The organism is Streptomyces sp. NPDC028419 (genome assembly GCF_055565515.1).
The window spans coordinates 88,242-105,423 of sequence record NZ_JBVHUE010000030.1 but is presented as its reverse complement, the minus strand read 5'-3'; the positions used below and the strand labels follow the sequence as shown (position 1 = coordinate 105,423).

The window sequence follows — 17,182 nt, the reverse complement described above, 5'->3', positions numbered from 1 at the left end:
TCCCCGGGACTCTAGCGCGCCGGGCCACCATCCGTCAGTGCCTCAGGCGTCCCGCAGTACGCTCAGCGCTCATGGAGCAGAGGCATCTCGGCCGCACCGGCCTGCGCGTGTCCCGGATCGGCCTCGGCACCCTGACGTGGGGCCGCTCGGCCGGGGGCCAGAGCGAGGAGGTGGCCGCCGAGCAGCTGAAGGCCTTCTGGGACGCGGGCGGCACCCTCGTCGACACCGCCGACGTGTACGGGGACGGCGAGGCGGAGTACCTGCTGGGGCGCCTGTTGGACGGGCTGGTGCCGCGCCGGGACCTGGTGATCGCCACCAAGGCGGGCGGGGTGGCGGATCCGGACCGCCGCTTCGACTGCTCGCGCGGGCACCTGCTGGCGGCGCTGGACGACTCGCTGGCACGTCTGGGCACCGACCACGTCGACCTCTGGCAGGTCCACGCCTTCGACCCCTGGACCCCGTTGGAGGAGACGCTGCACGCGCTGGACCTCGCGGTCAGCAGCGGGCGGGCACGGTACGTGGGGGTGTCGAACTTCTCCGGCTGGCAGTTGGCGAAGGCGGCCACCTGGCAGCGGGCCGCGCCGGGCGTCAGGACACCGCTGGCCTGCACCCAAATGGAGTACTCGCTGCTCCAGCGGGGCCTGGAACGGGAGGTGCTGCCCGCCGCGCTGGACCTGGGCGTCGGGCTCCTGCCGTCGTCCCCGCTGGGGCGCGGGGTGCTGACCGGCAAGTACCGGGAGGGGGTCCCCGCGGACTCCCGGGGGGCCTCGGAGACCCTGGCCGCCTTCGTGGACCCCTACTTGGACGACGCCGCGAGCCGGATCGTGGACGCGGTGGTGACGGCGGCGCACGGGCTGGCCGTGACCCCGCTCCAGGTGGCCCTGGCGTGGATCCGCGACCGCCCGGGGGTCGTGGCCCCGATCGTGGGGGCCCGTACCTCGGCCCAGCTCGCGGCGGCCCTGTCGGTGGAGGCCCTTAGTCTTCCGGAGGAGATCTGCCGCGCGCTGGACGACGTCTCGGCGCCCGTGCACCGCTATCCCGATCCTGACTGGAGCACGCTGTGAGTACGGACCGCACGGACCCGCCGACCGAACCGGTGGCACAGGCCCCCGCCGACGCGGAGCTCGACGCCGGACCGGAAGCGGAGGCTGAAGCGGAACCGGAAGCCGAGGCGGGTTCCGGCGCGGCCGCGGAAGCCGACGGGGCCACGGAAGAAGCGGCCACGGACGACGGCGCGCGCTCCGGCGCGGGCGACGACGGCGACGCCGGAGCCGCGGACGCGGAGCCGGCGGCGGACGCGGAGCCGGCGGACGGTGGCTCGGCGGACGGGGCGGTGCCCGGCCAGGGCGACGGGGTCGACGCGGCCGCCGCGCCGGCGGTCAGCGAGGCCGCGGCCGAGCTGGCCGCGCAGAAGATCGAGCGCGAGCGGATCGCCCGGCGCAAGGCGGAGCGGACCGCGCCGGTCGAGGCCGGGGCCAAGCTCAGCGGCACGGCGGCGGACCTGCTGGCCGCCGTGCGCGCCGTGGAGGGCGGCCAACAGCCCCCGTCCCAGTACTTCGACGACGCCCCGACCGCACCCCGGCGCGTCCCCGCACCCGCACCGGCCCCCGCGGCCGACCGCCCGCGGACCGCGCCGCGGCCCCCCGCCCCCGCGGAGAGCGTCGACGCCGTGCGCGCGCTGCTCGCCCGTACCGGCGGCCCCGAGGCCGTCGCCGTCAAGGCCGCCGAGACCCTCGGCGAGGACGCCGCCGGACGGCTCGCCGAGGACCCCTGGCAGTTGCTGGCCGTACCCGGTGTGCGCCCCACCCAGGCCGACGGCTTCGCCCGCGCCCTGCTCGGTGCGGACTGCGGCCCCGGGGACGAGCGCCGCACGGCCGCGCTGGTGGCCTGGCTGCTGGCCCAGGCGGCCCTGAAGGGCCACACCGCGCTGGAGGCCGCCGTGCTGACCGGCGCCCTCGGCCAGTACGCGGTGCCCGACCCCGCCGGGGCCCTGGAGCAGGCCATCGGCGAGGGCGCCGTGCTCGTCTTCCAGGAGCCCGTGGGCGAGCCCGTCGCCGACGACGAGGAGCAGCCCGTCAAGGTCCTGGTCGGTCTGGAGGGCTGCGCCCTGGCCGAGGAGAGCCTCGCCGACGGCCTGGCGCGCCTGATCAACACCTTCGGCGGGGCCGCCGATCCGCAGCAGTGGGCGAAGGCCGCTGCCGGTCCGACCGGCGCCGAGCTGGTCCGCGCCGTCGCGGGCCACGGCCTGGTCACCCACACGGGCGGCGAGGCGGCCCGCGCGGAGCCGCTGGCCCTGCTGGCGACCGCCCGTGCGCTCGGGCTCCGCGCCTGGCTGGCCTGCCATTCCCCGGCCACCCGTGAGCGCGCGGGCGAGGGCGCCGCGACCGTCGCGGGGCTGCTGGCCGGGACCGAGGGACCGGGCCGGGACCAGGACGGCCAGCTGGCCCTGGACCTGCTCGTCGTCACCGACGCCCCGCAGCTCGACGTGGAGAGCGCCGCCGCGCTCGTGGAGTCCGTGCCCGACGGGGCCCGGCTGGTGCTGTCCGGGGATCCCGGGGTGCTCGGATCCGCGGGCCCCGGGCGGGTCTTCGCGGACCTGCTGGCCGCCCGCGCCTGCCCTCAGCTCGCCTCCCGCGTCCCGGATCCCGGCCCGCTCGGCGAGCTGGTCTCCGGGATCGGCGCCGGGGAGCTGCTCGCTGTCGAGGCCCCCGGCAAGGAGGTCGTCATCGTCCCGGTGCGCGACGCCGGGGAAGCCGTCCACCGCACGGTCCAGTTGGTGGCCGAGTCCGTCCCGCGGGCCTTCGGGATCCCGGCCGAGGGGGTCCAGGTCGTCACCCCGGGCCACGGCGGTTCGGCGGGCACGCGGGCGCTGAACGCCGCGCTCAAGGAGCGGCTGAACCCGGGCCCCGGCCGCTTCGGCGGTTTCGACCCGGGCGACCGGATCGTGTACGTGCCCTCCCCGGGCCGCGCGCTGCCGGGCCGGGTGGTCACGGCCGACGCCGAGGGGCTGCACCTGGACTGTCCCGGCGCGGGCGGGCGGGTCGTCGTACCGAAGGAGGCCGTGGAGTCGGCGGTGCGGCACGGCTGGGCCGTGACGGCGCACCAGGCCGTCGGCGAGCGGTGGCCCGGCGTGGTCGTCGTCCTGCCCGGTGACGCGGCGGACGCGCTGTCGCGGGACTGGGTGTACACGGCCTTCGGGCGGGCCGAGCGGCACCTGTCCGTGGTGCACGGCGTGGACCAGGCGCTGCCGCGCGCGGTGGCGGAGGTCCTGCCGAAGCCCCGTACGACGCGACTGACCGGCCTGCTGCGGGCCCTGACGGCCGCCGCTGCGGCCGGGGAGGCCCGGGAGTGAGCGCGGGCCCCGCCGCGCGCGCTGCGCGACGGGGCCCGGACCGGGAAGCCGGCTAGTGACCCTTGCCGGCTTCCCGCACGGCCGCTTGCAGGTCCGGGTGTTCGGCGTCGTCCTCGTCGAATTCGTCGTCGAAGACGGAGCTCACGTCGAAGCGGTGCAGTACGTGTTCCGGATCGGCGTGGTCGAAGGGCGAGCCGAGCCACTCCCCCGGTTCCGCGGCCTCCTCGGAGGGCACCAGCCAGAGCGTGGAGTCCCCCTCTTCGAGCCCGAACTCCTTGTAGCGGGAGGCGATCTCGTCCGGCTCGTACTCGCCGTAGAGGACGCCGAGCGCGCCCCCGGTCCCGCCGTCGTGGACGCTCTCGGCGTCCCGGTCGTGGGCGGCCACGCGCCCGGCCTGGGCGATCAGCCGCTGCGGTTCGGCGACGACGTAGTCGCGGCGGATCAGCACGCTGAAGGCGGTGGGGTCGGCGGGGCCGGTGTACGGGACGCCGTCCTCGGAGGAAGGGATCTCGAAGGGAGTGACCTCGTCGTAGCGGTCGTAGAGGAGCTCGTCGTACTCCTCGGCGGCGGCGGCGAGTTCGTTGAAAGCGGCGAAGACGGCGGGATCATCGTCTCCGGACCTGCCCTCGACCGCCGCGAGGTGACGGTCCAGCGCGGTCTTGACGGCCTCGGCGGCGGCACGTACCTCGGCAACGGTGGGCAGAGCGGCATCAGACATAGGGCAGACGCTATCCGTAGCGGGGCTCGGTCTGCACAATAGATGCGATGCCGGAATACGAATTTGTCGACGTGTACGTACCGCGCGGGGTGCCACGCAAGGAGGCGACCCGGCTACTGACCGACCATGCCGAGTACGGGAACTGGGAGCTGGACCGGCTCACGCTGCACCGGGACGGGAGTCGCCGGGTGAGACTGCGGCGCCGGATCATCCGTCAGATACGCGCGACCTGGTGACGTGCGGCGCGGGCCCCGCTGCGGGACCCGCGCCGTGATGTCCCGTCAGGCGGCGTTGCGGGCCCGGCGGTAGAGCAGGGCGCCGGCCAGCAGCAGGCCCCCGGCGAGCGGTACGGCCGCGCCGACGGCACCGCCGGTTCCGGTGGCGGCGAGCACGTCGGTTCCGCTCCCGGTCGGGGTTCCGGGCAGGTTGACCGGGGTCCCGGTCACCGGGCCCGCCCCGTGACCGCTCCCGGTGCCGGGGGTGCCCGTACCGGGGGTGCCGGTGCCGGGGGTGCCCGTGTGGCCGCCTGGGGTGCCGGGATTACCGCCGGGGGTGCCGGGGTGGCCGCCAGGAGTTCCGGGGTGGCCGCCCGGGGTACCCGGGTGTCCGCCGGGCGTACCGGGGTTGTCGCCGCCGTGGCCGTCGTGGCCCCCGTGGCCGCCGGGCGTGCCCGGGTTGCCGTCGTGGCCCCCGTGGCCGTCGTGGCCGCCCGGTGTGCCCGGGTTGCCGCCGTGGCCGTCGTGGCCGCCCGGGTGGCCGTCGTGGCCGCCCGGCTCGTCCTCGTCACACGGCTCGTCCGGGTGGTCCTGGCCGGGGTGCTCGTGACCCTGGTGGCCGCTCGGCTTGCCGGAGGTGTTCGCGCAGGCGGTGCCGAAGGCGGGGTTCAGTGCCCCCACCACCGTCACGGTGTTCCCGCAGAGGTTCACCGGTGCGTCGACGGGAGCCTGGAGGGCGTTCCCGGACAGCAGTCCCGGCGAGTTCGCGGCGTGGCCGGAGGCCCCGGCGTCCGCGTGGGCGTATCCGCCGCCCAGGGCGAACATGCCGCCCGCGGCCGCCATGGTGATCAGCGTCTTGCTGGTGGCGGTCTGCCTGCCTCGGATGTGTCGTGCGTGTCGCATGTGTGGCGTGTCCCCAACCCTGGTCTGCTGTGCGCAGCCCTGTACGTTCGTTACGGATCGACGTACTCGGCCGTACCGGCTCCCCCGCCTCGTACGTCGAGAAAGCGCCCGGAAAGCCCTGCGCCCCGGAGCGCTGGAATGCGCTCCGGGGCTGAGGACTTCAGAGCGTCAGTTGTTGACGCAGGTGGTGCCGAAGGCCGGGTTCAGCAGGCCGATCACGGAGATCGTGTTGCCGCACACGTTCACCGGAACGTGGACGGGGACCTGGATGACGTTGCCCGAGGCAACACCGGGGGAACCGATGGCCGCACCCTGGGCACCGGCGTCGGCGACAGCCAGACCCGCACCAGCGAGAACGAGGCCACCCGTGGCAGCCGCAGCGGCGACAACCTTCTTGATCATTGTTCCTCCTAGTAGGCAATGCGGTACCAGCCGCGGACCGCACCACCTGTAACGAGGAGTTCCCACCGGGGCTACGAGCGTATGAGCGCATTCACTCTTCTCAGTGGAATCCGCACATCCTCCCGATTCCCCCGGCGGGTTGGGGCGTTGTCGCTCAGGCGTTGTCGATGAAGCGGTCCAGGACGCGCACGCCGAACTTGAGGCCGTCGACCGGCACCCGCTCGTCCACCCCGTGGAACATCCCGGCGAAGTCGAGCTCGGGCGGCAGCTGGAGCGGCGCGAAGCCGAAGCAGCGGATGCCCAGGTCGTCGAAGGACTTGGCGTCCGTACCGCCGGAGAGCATGTACGGGACGGCGCGCGCGATCGGGTCCTCGGCCCGCAGGGCGCCCTGCATGGCGTCGACGAGCCTGCCGTCGAAGTCGGTCTCCAGCGCCTTGTCCCCGTGGACGTCCTCCCGCTTGACGCGCGGGCCGAGGATCCGGTCGAGGTCGGCGAAGAACTCGTCCTCGTAGCCCGGCAGGAAGCGGCCGTCGACGTGCGCGGTGGCCTGGCCGGGGATGACGTTGACCTTGTAGCCCGCGCCGAGCATGGTCGGGGCCGCCGAGTTGCGCAGGGTCGCGCCGACCATCTTGGCGATGCCGCCGAGCTTGGCGAGCGTCGCGTCCATGTCCTCGGGGTCGAGGGGGGTGCCGAGCGCGTCCGAGAGCTCGTCCAGGAAGGACCGTACGGTCTTGGTCACGCGCACCGGCCACTGGTGGCGGCCGAGGCGGCCCACGGCCTCGCACAGCTCGGTGATGGCGTTGTCGTTGTTCGTCATGGACCCGTGGCCGGCGGTGCCGTCCACCGTGAGGCGCATCCAGTGCATGCCCTTCTGGGCGGTCTCCACCAGGTACAGCCGCAGGTTCTCGTTGACGGTGAAGGAGAAGCCGCCGACCTCGCCGATCGCCTCGGTGACCCCCTCGAAGAGCTCCGGGTGCTTGTCGACGAGGTGCCGGGCCCCGTACGTGCCGCCCGCCTCCTCGTCGGCGAGGAAGGCCAGGACGATGTCCCGGGGGGGCTTGCGACCGCTGCGCATCCGGTCGCGCACGACCGCGAGGGTCATCGCGTCCATGTCCTTCATGTCGACCGCCCCGCGACCCCACAGGCAACCGTCGGCGATCTCGCCCGCGAAGGGGTCGTACGTCCAGTCCGCGGCGTTGGCCGGGACGACGTCGGTGTGGCCGTGGATCAGCAGCGCGGGTCGTGAGGGGTCCTCGCCCTCGATCCGGGCCACGGTGGAGGCCCGCCCCTTGTGCGACTCGAAGATCTTCGGCTCCAGGCCCACCTCGGCGAGCTGCTCGGCGACCCACTCGGCCGCCTTGCGCTCACCGGGACCCGAGTGGTCGCCGTAGTTGCTGGTGTCGATCCGGATGAGGTCCCGGCAGAGGTCGACGACCTCGTCCTCGCCGGATACGGTCCTGCCCGCGCTCGACTGGCTCACGCTGCTTCCTCCCAATGATCGGTACCGCACTGCCCCCATCCTCCCGCCCCGGACGGCTCCGCCCAAGGGCGCTCTCCGGTCACCGGGGGGTGTGATCGGGGCCCCGGAATGTTTGGTAATGTTTTCCCTGTCGGAACGGCCCGCGAGGGCCGCGAGACAGACACCTTGTCCGGGTGGCGGAATGGCAGACGCGCTAGCTTGAGGTGCTAGTGCCCTTTATCGGGCGTGGGGGTTCAAGTCCCCCCTCGGACACCAGCTGGGACCCCACGTTCGCGTGGGGTTTTCTGCTTTTCCGGGTGCCGGCGCGACGGCACCGGGGCCGGCGGTCCAGGTCGTGGCCGAGGTCGGCCACGGTCAGATTGCCGGTCCACAGGTGGTCCCGGTGGGCGTAGGTGGTTTCGAAGCCGACGCGGTCCGGCGGACGTGCGGGAGGGCCCCGCCGGGGTCGGCGGGGCCCTCCTCGTCCGGGTGCTGGGGTGCGGTCAGTCGCGCGGGGGCGCGGCGGCGCGCTCGCGGTCCGTGGCGATCTCGGCGACGCGGCGGCGGACCATGAACCAGCCTCCGACCAGGGCCGCGGCGATGATCGGGAGGAAGAGGATGGTGCGGCGGCCGACGCCGTCGTCGCACCACATCAGGACCAGCACGGCGACCAGGAAGACCAGGGTCACGATCTGCGTGTACGGGGCCCAGGGCAGCCGGTAGGACGGGCGCTCCACGCGGCCCTCGCGGGCCCGGCGCCAGAAGTGCAGGGAACAGAGCATGACCATCGCCCAGGTGCCCAGGATGCCGATGGAGGCGAAGTTCAGGACGATCTCGAAGGCGTCGTCGGGCATGAAGTAGTTCAGGCCCACGCCCATGACGCCGAAGGCCGCGGTGAACAGCACCCCGCCGTAGGGGACCTTGCCCCGGTTCATCCTGGCGGTGAACTTCGGGGCGGAGCCGGACATGGCCATCGAGCGCAGGATGCGGCCGGTGGAGTAGAGGCCGGAGTTCAGGCTGGAGAGGGCCGCGGTCAGGACGACCAGGTTCATGATGCCGGCGGCCCCGGGGACGCCGAGCTTGTCGAAGACCGTGACGAAGGGGCTCTGGTCCGCGGAGTACGCGGTGTACGGCAGGAGGAGCGCCAGCAGGACCACGGAGCCGACGTAGAAGACGCCGACGCGCCACATGATCGAGTTGATCGCCTTCGGCATGATCTTCTCGGGGTTCTCGGTCTCGCCCGCCGCGACGCCGCACAGCTCGACGGAGGCGTACGCGAAGACGACGCCCTGGATCACCAGGAGCATGGGGAGCATGCCCGCGGGGAAGATCCCGCCGTTGTCGGTGATGGAGCCGAGGCCGGGGGTGTGGCCGTCGATGGGGTGGCTCGTGGCGACGAGGTAGATGCCGACCAGGAGGAAGGCGACGAGGGCGCCGACCTTGACGATCGAGAACCAGAACTCCATCTCGCCGAAGTACTTCACCGAGATCAGGTTCACGGTGAGGACCACGGAGAGGGCGATGAGCGCGAGGATCCACGACGGGATGTCGCTGAACATCGACCAGAAGTGGGCGTAGGTGGCGGCCGCGGTGATGTCGGCCACGGTGGTGGTGGACCAGTTCAGGAAGTACAGCCAGCCCGCGGTGTACGCGCCCTTCTCCCCCATGAACTCGCGCGCGTAGGAGACGAAGGCGCCCGAGGACGGCCGGTAGAGGACCAGCTCGCCCAGGGCGCGGACGACGAAGAAGGCGAAGACGCCGCACACGGCGTAGGCGATCGCGAGCGAGGGCCCGGCGTTCGCGAGGCGACCGCCCGCGCCGAGGAACAGGCCGGTGCCTATCGCTCCGCCGATCGCGATCATGTTGATGTGGCGGGACTTCAGGTCCTTGCTGTAACCCTCGTCACCGGCGTCCACGTGAACGGGCTGGGCGGACGCCTTCGGTGCGGCAGGGGCGCGGGACGCGGCCTCTTCCAGGGTGCGGTCACTCATCTATGACTTCGCCTTCGTGGGGTGGACAGGCAGGTCCGGGCCGCCGCGCAGGAGGGTTGGGTGGTCTCGCCTGTGCCCGCGGTCCGGATTTGATCGCCCCAGGAGACCATGTCTGTCGCGCTCCGGCCAAAACCGCCGCTTTACCTTCCAAGGCCCCCGGCTCCCCTCGAAAGGGGTACCGGGGGCCTTGACGGGTCGTGTCGGGCGTACGTCGCCGGGCGGGCGGGTCAGGCGTGCGGGGTGGCCTCCGCGGCCTGGTCGAGGCGGAAGGCCTCGTTGCCCAGGCCGATCCGGGCGTGCACCTCGGGGCGCCGGGAGCGCAGGACCGAGCCGTACGCCAGGCCGCCCACGGCGGCGATCCCGATGATCGCGGGCAGCGCCCAGCTGAGCGCGGAGCCCTCGTCGGCGCTGACCAGGACGGCGAAGTCCTTGACGGTGTAGCCGGCGATGCCGAGCAGGGCGAGGCCGGCGGCGCCCGCCGCGACGAGTCGCCAGACCTGGGCGGAGGCGGTGCCGCGGCGGACGAAGAAGGCGATGACGGCGAAGGAGGCGGCGGCCATCAGGAGGGTGATGCCGAGGGCGCCGACGCTGCCCATCCAGGTGAACAGGTGCAGGACGGGGGCGGTGGGGTCACCGGCCGGGCCGTCGTCGGTGAGGGCGAAGGCGAGGATGACCACGGCCGAGATGACGGTCTGCAGCAGGGACCCGGTGCCGGGAGCGCCGGTGCCCGCGTTGGTTCGGCCGAAGGCGGCCGGGAGCAGGCCCTCGCGGCCCATGGCGAAGGCGTAGCGGGCGACGACGTTGTGGAAGCTGAGCATGGCCGCGAACATGCCGGTGACGAAGAGCACGTGCAGGACGTCGGTGAAGGCGGTGCCGAGGCGGGCCTCGGTGAGCTGGAAGAGCAGGCCGGGGCCGGCGTCGGCGGAGGTCTTGACGACCTCGGAGGGGCCGGTGGCGACGGTGAGGGCCCAGGCGCTGAGCGCGAAGAAGAGGGCGACGAAGCCGACGGCGAGGAACATGACGCGGGAGACGACGATGTGCGGCTTGCTGGTCTCCTCCGCGTAGACCGGGGACTGCTCGAAGCCGACGAAGGCGGCGATGCAGAAGCACAGGGCGGTGCCCAGGCCCGGGCCGCTGAGGGTGGCCGGGTTGAAGGCGTGCAGCGAGAGGCCCTCGGCGCCGGGCTTGCCGAGGGCGGCGAGGTCGAAGATGACGACGAGGGCGCACTCGATGAGGATGAGGACGCCGATCACCCGGGCGTTGAGGTCGATCTTGAGCCAGCCGAGGGCGCCGGTGGCGGCGACCGCGAGGAGGGCCGGTATCCACCAGGCCACCTGGAGGTCGAGGTAGGTGGTGAGGAGGCCGGAGACCTCGAAGCCGAGGATCCCGTACACGCCGACCTGCATCGCGCTGTAGGCGACGAGGGCGACCATCGAGGCGCCGGCGCCCGCGGTGGCCCCGAGGCCGCGCGCGATGTAGGCGTAGAAGGCTCCGGCGTTGTGGACGTGCCGGCTCATCTCGGCGTAGCCGATGCTGAACAGCGCGAGGACGACGCCGAGGATGACGAAGAGCAGCGGCTGGCCGACGATCCCCATGACGCCGAAGGTGGTCGGCATCACGCCGGCCACCACCATCAGGGGGGCGCTGGCCGCCAGTACGGAGAGCAGCAGTCCCGCGGTACCGAGGCGGTCCGCGCGCAGGGCCCGGTCCTGGCCCTTGTACGTGCGGATCTCGGCCGCGCTGCTGCGCGGGGACGTGGTGGAACTGCCCGTCGCCATGGCGGGGGTCCTTTCGGAGAGGGAAGTTCGGGGAGGGGGACGTGCGCGGAGCGGAGGGTTAGGGCTGAGCGGAGGGTTCAGGCGGAGCCGAGCGCGGCACTGCGCGCGGCGAGGAAGGCCTTGTGCGGGTCGAGGTCCGGATAGGACCAGGGGGCCCGGGTCGCATGGCTCCCGATCCGCTGGAAGAGCGCGGCGGCCTCGGCGGGGCGGCCCTCGCAGAGCTTGGCGTGGGCCAGGAAGTTGAGGTCGACGCGGTTGCGCGGGTGGTCCTCGCGTTCCCATTCGAGCCACCAGTCGAAGGCGGAGCGCAGGACCTGGCGGGCCCGGCGGCCGGACCAGTGTGCGGCGGCCGCGGCCGCCGCCGGCCCGCCGCCGCCGTGGCCGGCGGCCAGGACGCGGTAGCGCTCGGCGTGGGCGATGACGGGGAGGACGGCGAGCGGCGAGTCGGCCGGCGACTCCTCGGCGGCCCAGGCGGCGAAGTCGTAGACCTCGTGGAGCGGGTCGTGGCCGGTGCCGGGGAGGCGTTCGGCGAGCCGGGCGACCATGACGTGGTGGGCGTGGTGGTGTTCCCGGTGCCGGGCGCGGACCTGGTCGAAGTGGCGGCTGAACTCCTCCTCGGTGCCGAAGGCGCGGGAGAGCAGCAGCAGGCCGAGCCAGGGGGTGGGGTCGGCGGGGAACAGGGCGGCGGCCCGGCGGCACGCCTCGTCCGCCGCTTCGGGGCTGCCCTTGCGGCGCAGGGCGGTGAAGACGGCGGCGCAGGCGAGCAGGGTGGCGGCGTCGGCGCTCTCCGGTTCGGCGAGCAGCCACTCCCGGGCCCAGGCGGTGGCGGCCGGGGTCTCGGCGAGGACGACGACGCGGTGGCCGCGGCGGTCCCAGTCGTCGGCGGTGGCCGCGAGCAGGCTCCGGGCGGTGGCCCACCGACCCTGGGTGAACTGGGTGCGCACGTCGACCAGTTCCATGTCGCACAGGGCCGGATCGAAGAGCTGGGCGGCTCGTTTGCGAGCGCGGCCGAGGGGCGGCGGAGGCGGAGACATCCGCGGTTTCCCTCCAGAACGCGAGCGCGGGTCGACGAGCGGTGGATGATCACGCACAGCAAACCGGTAGGCACAGCTCCGCGTCAAGGTCCAGTCCACTGGGTGGCGGGTTTCAACTGGTCCTCACCTTGGCGGAGTTGGGGCGGTTGTGGCGATTCGGTGCCCGCGCGTGCCCGCGCGCGAGGGCACTTAGGGTGTCCGTATGACGAACTCCGAAGACGTGCCGCCCTACTTGCTGGGCTTTCCCGGACCCTTGCGCGACCGCTTGGTCGCCGCGGTGCTGAGTGGCGCGAAGACCACGACGACCGGGTTGTTGGCCGGATATGAAGCAGCGGGCGAGACGCTGCCGCGGCCCGGTGACCGCAGGATGCTGATCGATTCGGCGGAGCGGGCGGTCGCGCTGGTGGAGGTGGTCGACGTACGGGTCGTGCGCCTGGGCGAGGTGGACCTGCGGCACGCCGTGGACGAGGGCGAGGGGGACTCCTCGGTGGCCGAATGGCGCGCCACGCACGAGGAGTTCTGGCACAGCGCGCCCGTGCGGGAGGAGCTCGGCGACCCGGGGTTCACCGTGGACGAGGACACGCTGGTCGTCGCCGAACGGTTCCGGGTCGTCGAGCTCCGCGACTGAGACCCCGGGCCGGGTCGCCGGTCGCCGGTCGCCGGTCGCGGGTCGCCGGTCGCGGGTCAGGGGCCGCGGGTCAGGCCACCGCCCGCGCCGCCGCGCGGCCCGCCGCCCGGCCCGAGAAGATGCAGCCGCCGAGGAAGGTGCCCTCCAGAGCGCGGTAGCCGTGCACCCCGCCACCGCCGAAGCCCGCGGCCTCGCCCGCCGCGTAGACGCCGGGCAGCGGTTCGCCGTCCGCGCCGAGCACGCGCGAGGAGAGGTCGGTCTCCAGGCCGCCGAGGGACTTGCGGGTCAGGATGGAGAGCCGGACGGCGATCAGCGGCCCCGCCTTGGGGTCCAGGATCCGGTGCGGGGCGGCGGTACGGATCAGCTTGTCGCCGAGGTACTTGCGGGCCCCGTGGATGGACATGACCTGGAGGTCCTTGGTGAAGGGGTTGGCGATCTCGCGGTCGCGGGCGGTGATCTCGCGGCGCAGCGCCTCCTCCTCGATCAGGCCCTCCTTGGTGATCGCGTTCATGCCGCGGACCAGGGCGCCGAGGTCGCGTTCGACGACGAAGTCGACGCCGTTGTCCATGAAGGCCTTGACCGGCCCGGGGACGTCCTGGCGGGCCCGGTTGATGACCTCGCGGACGGACTTGCCGGTGAGGTCGGGGTTCTGCTCGGAGCCGGAGAGCCCGAACTCCTTGCCGATGATGCGCTGGTTGAGCACGAACCAGGTGTGGTCGTGGCCGGTCCTCATGATGTGGTCGAGGGTGCCGAGGGTGTCGAAGCCGGGGAAGAGCGGTACGGGCAGCCGCTTGCCGGTGGCGTCCAACCACAGCGAGGAGGGGCCGGGCAGGATCCGGATGCCGTGCCGGGCCCAGATCGGGTTCCAGTTCTCGATGCCCTCGGTGTAGTGCCACATCCGGTCCTTGTTGATGTGGCTGGCGCCGGCCCGCTCCGCGATGCCCAGCATCAGGCCGTCCACGTGGGCGGGGACCCCGGACAGCAGCCGCTCGGGCGGGGTGCCGAGCCGCTCGGGCCACTGGGCGCGGACCAGGTCGTGGTTGCCGCCGATGCCGCCGGAGGTGACGATGACGGCCTGGGCGCGCAGCGAGAAGGAGCCGGTGGCCTCGCGGCCGCTCGCGGTGCCGCGCTCGGCGTCGGAGGGCTCCAGGACCTCGCCGGTGACGGTGTCCAGGGTCCCGGCGGTGCGGGAGAGGCCGGTGACCCGGTGGCGGAAGCGCAGCTGGACCAGCCCGCGGGCCACCCCGGCCCGGACCCGCCGCTCGAAGGGTTCGACCAGCCCGGGGCCGGTGCCCCAGGTGATGTGGAAGCGGGGTACGGAGTTGCCGTGGCCGGTGGCGTCGTAGCCGCCGCGCTCGGCCCAGCCGACCACGGGGAAGAAGCGGACGCCGCGCTGGTGGAGCCAGGGGCGCTTCTCCCCCGCCGCGAAGTCGACGTAGGCCTCGGCCCAGCGGCGCGGCCAGGCGTCCTCGGGGCGGTCGAAGCCGGCGGTGCCGAACCAGTCCTGGAGGGCCAGGGCGTGGCTGTCCTTGATGCGCATGCGGCGCTGCTCGGGGGAGTTCACGAAGAACAGGCCGCCGAAGGACCAGTGGGCCTGGCCGCCGATCGACCGCTCGGGCTCCTGGTCGAGCAGGATGACATTGCGGCCCGCGTCCACCAGCTCGGCGGTGGCCACGAGGCCCGCCAGTCCGGCGCCGATCACGATCACGTCTGCGTCGTACCCCATGCGTTTTCCGTCCTGACCTCGGTGGATGGGACAGATCCTTGGCTACCTCGCGGTAACCCGTCAACACCGGTGCTTGGATGGGACGCATGAACGCGATGGATCCGGCGGACGAGGTACTGGACGTGGTGGACCGCGAGGACCGGGTCACCGGGCGGGCCCGGCGGGGCGAGGTCTACGCCCGGGGGCTGCTGCACCGCTGCGTGTTCGTGCGGGTCAGGGACGCCGAGGGGCGGATCTTCGTGCACCGGCGGACGGCGTCGAAGCTGGTGTTCCCGTCCCGCTACGACATGTTCGTGGGCGGGGTGCTGGGCGCGGGCGAGGACTACGCGTCGGCCGCGCTGCGGGAGGCCGAGGAGGAGCTGGGGGTGAGCGGGCTGGCGCGGCCGACGCCGGTGCTGAAGTTCCTGTACGAGGGCGAGGGCGGGGCCTGGTGGTCGTACGTGTACGAGGTCCGGTGCGACCTGCCGGTGCGTCCGCAGGTCTCCGAGGTGGACTGGTACGCCTTCGTGGACGGGGCGGAGGTGGCGCGGCGGGCCGCCGACGGGTCCTGGCCGTGGGTGCCGGACGGGCTGGAGGCGTACCGGCGGCTGGAGGCGCACCACGGGGAGCGGGGGCGGGCGTAGGGGTGGCGGATCCTTCGGGGCGCTCCCCCGATCATCGGACGTCGGACAGTAGATTGGTCGGATGATCGACTTCGTGCGGGACGTGCGCCTGTGGTTCGCGCCGCGGCGGCTCCGGGAGGAGGGTGCGACGCCCGACTACCGGTTCTCCCTGGCCAACGAGCGGACCTTCCTCGCCTGGATCCGCACCGCGCTGGCCCTGGTGGGCGGCGGTTTCGCGGTGGACCAGTTCCTGCCGGACCTGCGCTGGGCGGTGCGCGTCGGGGTGGCCTTCGCGCTGCTGGCGGTGGGCGCGGCCTGTGCGCTGCGGGCGGTGAACCACTGGGTGCGCTGCGAGCGGGCGATGCGGCGCGGCGAGGACCTGCCGCTGTCGCCGTTCCCGGTGGCGCTGAGCCTGGGGGTGGGGCTGGTCGCGGTGGCGATGGTGGTGGTCATGCTGATGGGTTGGACGACCGGGCGGTGAGCGGGTCCGGGGCCCCCGCGCCCGTACGGGATCCCGGGTTGCAGCCCGAGCGCACCCGGATGGCGTGGCGGCGTACGACGCTCAGCGCGTCGGTGGCCGCGGTGCTGGGGGTGCGGCAGGTGCTGCACGGGCCGGGGACGCCGGTCGCGGTCGCCGCGACCGTGCTGATCGTGCTGGTCTGGCTGGCGTTCCTGCGGGGGGCGCACCGCAGGATGGCGGAGCTGGCCACCGGGCGGCCGCCGGGGCTGGCGCCGCGGGCCGCGCTCGCCGTCACCCTGTGGACCGTGGCCCTGGCGGTCTTCGCGATGGCCTTGATCGTCTGAAGGGCCCGCGGCCGGCGGGCGCGCGCCCGCCGGTGCGATGATCCGGCTTCTCCGCGGCGCGGTGACACAGGGGTGACAGAACGGGAGATACCACCCGATCCCCACTAGCCTCGGCGCCATGACGACCCTGCACCACGAGCACGCGACGCACGACCACTCCCACGGCCCCGGCTGCGGGCACCCCCCGGTCGAACACGGCGACCACGTCGACTACGCGCACGACGGCCACCTGCACCGGGAGCACTCCGGGCACTGGGACGAGTGCGAACCGGCGGGCCACGTGCCGCACACCGGGCACGACCACGCGCACGGCGCGGACTGCGGCCACGAGTCGGTCGCGCACGGCGACCACGTGGACTACGTGCACGACGGCCACCGGCACGCGGAGCACGACGACCACTATGACGACCAGTGACGACCAGTGACGACCAGTGACGACCAGTGACGACCGCTGAGGCTCCCGTTCCGCGGTGACCCCGCCCTCCCCCGGGTCCGCGCGGGCTGGCAGGATGCTGCCCGCCCGTCAAAGCGACCCGGGGAGAGCGCAGATGACCGCAGAGAAGCCCTACCTCGTCCAGCCGGCGCCCGGCGTCTTCGCCTACATACAGCCGGACGGCGGTTGGTGCCTGAACAACGCCGGCTTCGTGACCGGCGGCGGCCGGAGCCTGCTCGTCGACACCGCGGCGACCGAACGCCGGGCCCTGGCCCTGCGGGACGCCATCACCTCGACCGGGTCTCCGCTGCCGCGCACCGTGGTCAACACCCACCACCACGGCGACCACACCTACGGCAACGCCGTGTTCACCCCCGAGGCGCTCGTCCTCGGCCACGACCGCTGCCGCTCGGAGCAGTTGGACGCGGGGCGCCAGCTCGAACTGATCTGGCCGGAGACCGACTTCGGCGCCCTGCCCATCACCGCGCCCGACCTCACCTACAGCGAGCGTGCCACGGTGCACGTGGGCGACACCGAGGTGGAGGTGATCCACCCGGGCGTCGCGCACACCGTCGGCGACTCGGTGGTGTGGCTGCCGCGGCAGCGGACCGTCTTCACCGGGGACCTGGTCTTCGCCGAGGGCACGCCCTTCCTGGCCATGGGTTCGCTGGCCGGCTCGCTGCGGGCGCTGGAGCTGCTGCGCGCCCTGGACGCGGAGACCGTCGTACCGGGCCACGGGCCGCTGACGGACCCGTCGGCGTACGAGGCCACCGAGCGCTACCTGCGTTACGTCGACCAGCTCGCCCGCGAGGGCAAGGAGCGGGGCGACACCCCGCTGGAGGTCGCGCGGCGGGCGGACCTCGGGGAGTTCGCGCTCTGGCGGGAGAGCGAGCGGCTGGTGGCCAACCTGCACCGGGCCTACGCGGAGCTGGACGGGGGCGTCCTCGGGGAGCCGCTGGACATCATGGCGGTGCTGCGGGACATGACGGTGATGAACGGCGGGGTGCCGATCGCCTGCCACGCCTGACGGCGGGGCCCGGCCGGCTCCGGCTCCGGCTCCGGCTCCGGCTCCGGCTCCGGGGCGAAGTTTCGGTCCGCACTCTGGACGGCATACCGACCGGTCGGCATGATGGCTGC

At 73.4% G+C, this 17,182-nt stretch carries 17 protein-coding genes and 1 tRNA gene; 10 read left to right on the top strand and 8 right to left on the bottom strand.

All coding sequences use genetic code 11. The features are described 5' to 3' along the window. Positions 1-71 precede the first annotated feature (71 nt). Together ACZ4UB_RS29860 and ACZ4UB_RS29855 are read left to right on the top strand one after the other, a co-directional pair. Entirely contained in the window at positions 72-1,064 is a 993-nt protein-coding gene (locus tag ACZ4UB_RS29860) for an aldo/keto reductase (RefSeq protein WP_467962493.1), read from the top strand. After that, positions 1,061-3,352 (top strand): helix-hairpin-helix domain-containing protein, encoded by a 2,292-nt coding sequence (locus ACZ4UB_RS29855; protein WP_468074889.1) that lies wholly within the window; start codon positions 1,061-1,063, stop codon positions 3,350-3,352. Before ACZ4UB_RS29860 ends, ACZ4UB_RS29855 begins: the two co-directional genes overlap by 4 nt. A gap of 52 nt (positions 3,353-3,404) precedes the next feature. On the opposite strand, the gene ACZ4UB_RS29850 is transcribed toward ACZ4UB_RS29855, so the two are convergent. Further along, entirely contained in the window at positions 3,405-4,070 is a 666-nt protein-coding gene (locus ACZ4UB_RS29850; RefSeq protein WP_468074887.1) for a hypothetical protein, read from the bottom strand. A 47-nt stretch (positions 4,071-4,117) separates the two neighbouring features. Between ACZ4UB_RS29850 and ACZ4UB_RS29845 the strand changes: the two genes are divergently transcribed. Then, a complete protein-coding gene (locus ACZ4UB_RS29845; RefSeq protein WP_283452490.1) occupies positions 4,118-4,306 on the top strand; it encodes a DUF5703 family protein in 189 nt (62 codons plus the stop codon). Between the two features lie 45 nt (positions 4,307-4,351). Here the strand turns inward: ACZ4UB_RS29845 and ACZ4UB_RS29840 are convergent, their stop codons facing one another. The 3 genes from ACZ4UB_RS29840 to ACZ4UB_RS29830 all read right to left on the bottom strand — a co-directional run bounded on the left by ACZ4UB_RS29840 (position 4,352) and on the right by ACZ4UB_RS29830 (position 7,070). After that, positions 4,352-5,188, bottom strand: a complete 837-nt coding sequence (locus ACZ4UB_RS29840) for a chaplin (protein ID WP_468074885.1) — start codon at positions 5,186-5,188, stop codon at positions 4,352-4,354. A 168-nt stretch (positions 5,189-5,356) separates the two neighbouring features. Further along, positions 5,357-5,590: a chaplin ChpH gene (gene chpH, locus ACZ4UB_RS29835; RefSeq protein WP_354383597.1), complete on the bottom strand. Its 234-nt coding sequence runs from the start codon at positions 5,588-5,590 to the stop codon at positions 5,357-5,359. Positions 5,591-5,744: 154 nt separating this feature from the next. Further along, the gene (locus ACZ4UB_RS29830; RefSeq protein ID WP_468074883.1) at positions 5,745-7,070 is read right to left on the bottom strand and encodes a M20/M25/M40 family metallo-hydrolase; all 1,326 of its coding nucleotides are present in this window, start codon (positions 7,068-7,070) and stop codon (positions 5,745-5,747) included. Between the two features lie 167 nt (positions 7,071-7,237). Between ACZ4UB_RS29830 and ACZ4UB_RS29825 the strand changes: the two genes are divergently transcribed. After that, positions 7,238-7,325: transfer RNA gene (locus ACZ4UB_RS29825), tRNA-Leu, on the top strand. A gap of 227 nt (positions 7,326-7,552) precedes the next feature. On the opposite strand, the gene ACZ4UB_RS29820 is transcribed toward ACZ4UB_RS29825, so the two are convergent. From ACZ4UB_RS29820 to ACZ4UB_RS29810, 3 genes are all read right to left on the bottom strand, one after another. Beyond that, complete coding sequence (locus tag ACZ4UB_RS29820; RefSeq protein WP_468074881.1) at positions 7,553-9,040, bottom strand: amino acid permease; 1,488 nt, start codon at positions 9,038-9,040, stop codon at positions 7,553-7,555. A gap of 227 nt (positions 9,041-9,267) precedes the next feature. Continuing rightward, positions 9,268-10,818 carry an APC family permease gene (locus ACZ4UB_RS29815; RefSeq protein WP_468074879.1) on the bottom strand — a complete coding sequence of 517 codons (1,551 nt, stop codon included), beginning with the start codon at positions 10,816-10,818 and terminating at the stop codon, positions 9,268-9,270. Between the two features lie 77 nt (positions 10,819-10,895). After that, positions 10,896-11,852 (bottom strand): hypothetical protein, encoded by a 957-nt coding sequence (locus ACZ4UB_RS29810; protein WP_468074877.1) that lies wholly within the window; start codon positions 11,850-11,852, stop codon positions 10,896-10,898. Between the two features lie 202 nt (positions 11,853-12,054). Here ACZ4UB_RS29810 and ACZ4UB_RS29805 point away from each other — a divergent pair, with 202 nt between their 5' ends. Next, positions 12,055-12,480, top strand: coding sequence for an ASCH domain-containing protein (locus ACZ4UB_RS29805; RefSeq protein ID WP_468074875.1), 426 nt, complete (start codon positions 12,055-12,057; stop codon positions 12,478-12,480). A 70-nt stretch (positions 12,481-12,550) separates the two neighbouring features. On the opposite strand, the gene ACZ4UB_RS29800 is transcribed toward ACZ4UB_RS29805, so the two are convergent. Next, positions 12,551-14,206, bottom strand: a complete 1,656-nt coding sequence (locus tag ACZ4UB_RS29800) for an FAD-binding dehydrogenase (protein WP_468074873.1) — start codon at positions 14,204-14,206, stop codon at positions 12,551-12,553. A gap of 95 nt (positions 14,207-14,301) precedes the next feature. Between ACZ4UB_RS29800 and ACZ4UB_RS29795 the strand changes: the two genes are divergently transcribed. The 5 genes from ACZ4UB_RS29795 (at position 14,302) to ACZ4UB_RS29775 (ending at position 17,072) form a co-directional block, all read left to right on the top strand. Beyond that, positions 14,302-14,829 carry an NUDIX hydrolase gene (locus ACZ4UB_RS29795; protein ID WP_468074917.1) on the top strand — a complete coding sequence of 176 codons (528 nt, stop codon included), beginning with the start codon at positions 14,302-14,304 and terminating at the stop codon, positions 14,827-14,829. A gap of 61 nt (positions 14,830-14,890) precedes the next feature. Then, positions 14,891-15,289 (top strand): YidH family protein, encoded by a 399-nt coding sequence (locus ACZ4UB_RS29790; RefSeq protein ID WP_468074871.1) that lies wholly within the window; start codon positions 14,891-14,893, stop codon positions 15,287-15,289. Beyond that, complete coding sequence (locus ACZ4UB_RS29785; protein ID WP_468074869.1) at positions 15,286-15,612, top strand: DUF202 domain-containing protein; 327 nt, start codon at positions 15,286-15,288, stop codon at positions 15,610-15,612. Before ACZ4UB_RS29790 ends, ACZ4UB_RS29785 begins: the two co-directional genes overlap by 4 nt. Positions 15,613-15,730: 118 nt before the next feature. After that, positions 15,731-16,027, top strand: a complete 297-nt coding sequence (locus tag ACZ4UB_RS29780) for a hypothetical protein (protein WP_468074867.1) — start codon at positions 15,731-15,733, stop codon at positions 16,025-16,027. Positions 16,028-16,160: 133 nt separating this feature from the next. Beyond that, a complete protein-coding gene (locus ACZ4UB_RS29775) occupies positions 16,161-17,072 on the top strand; it encodes an MBL fold metallo-hydrolase (protein ID WP_354383587.1) in 912 nt (303 codons plus the stop codon). Positions 17,073-17,182 lie beyond the last annotated feature (110 nt).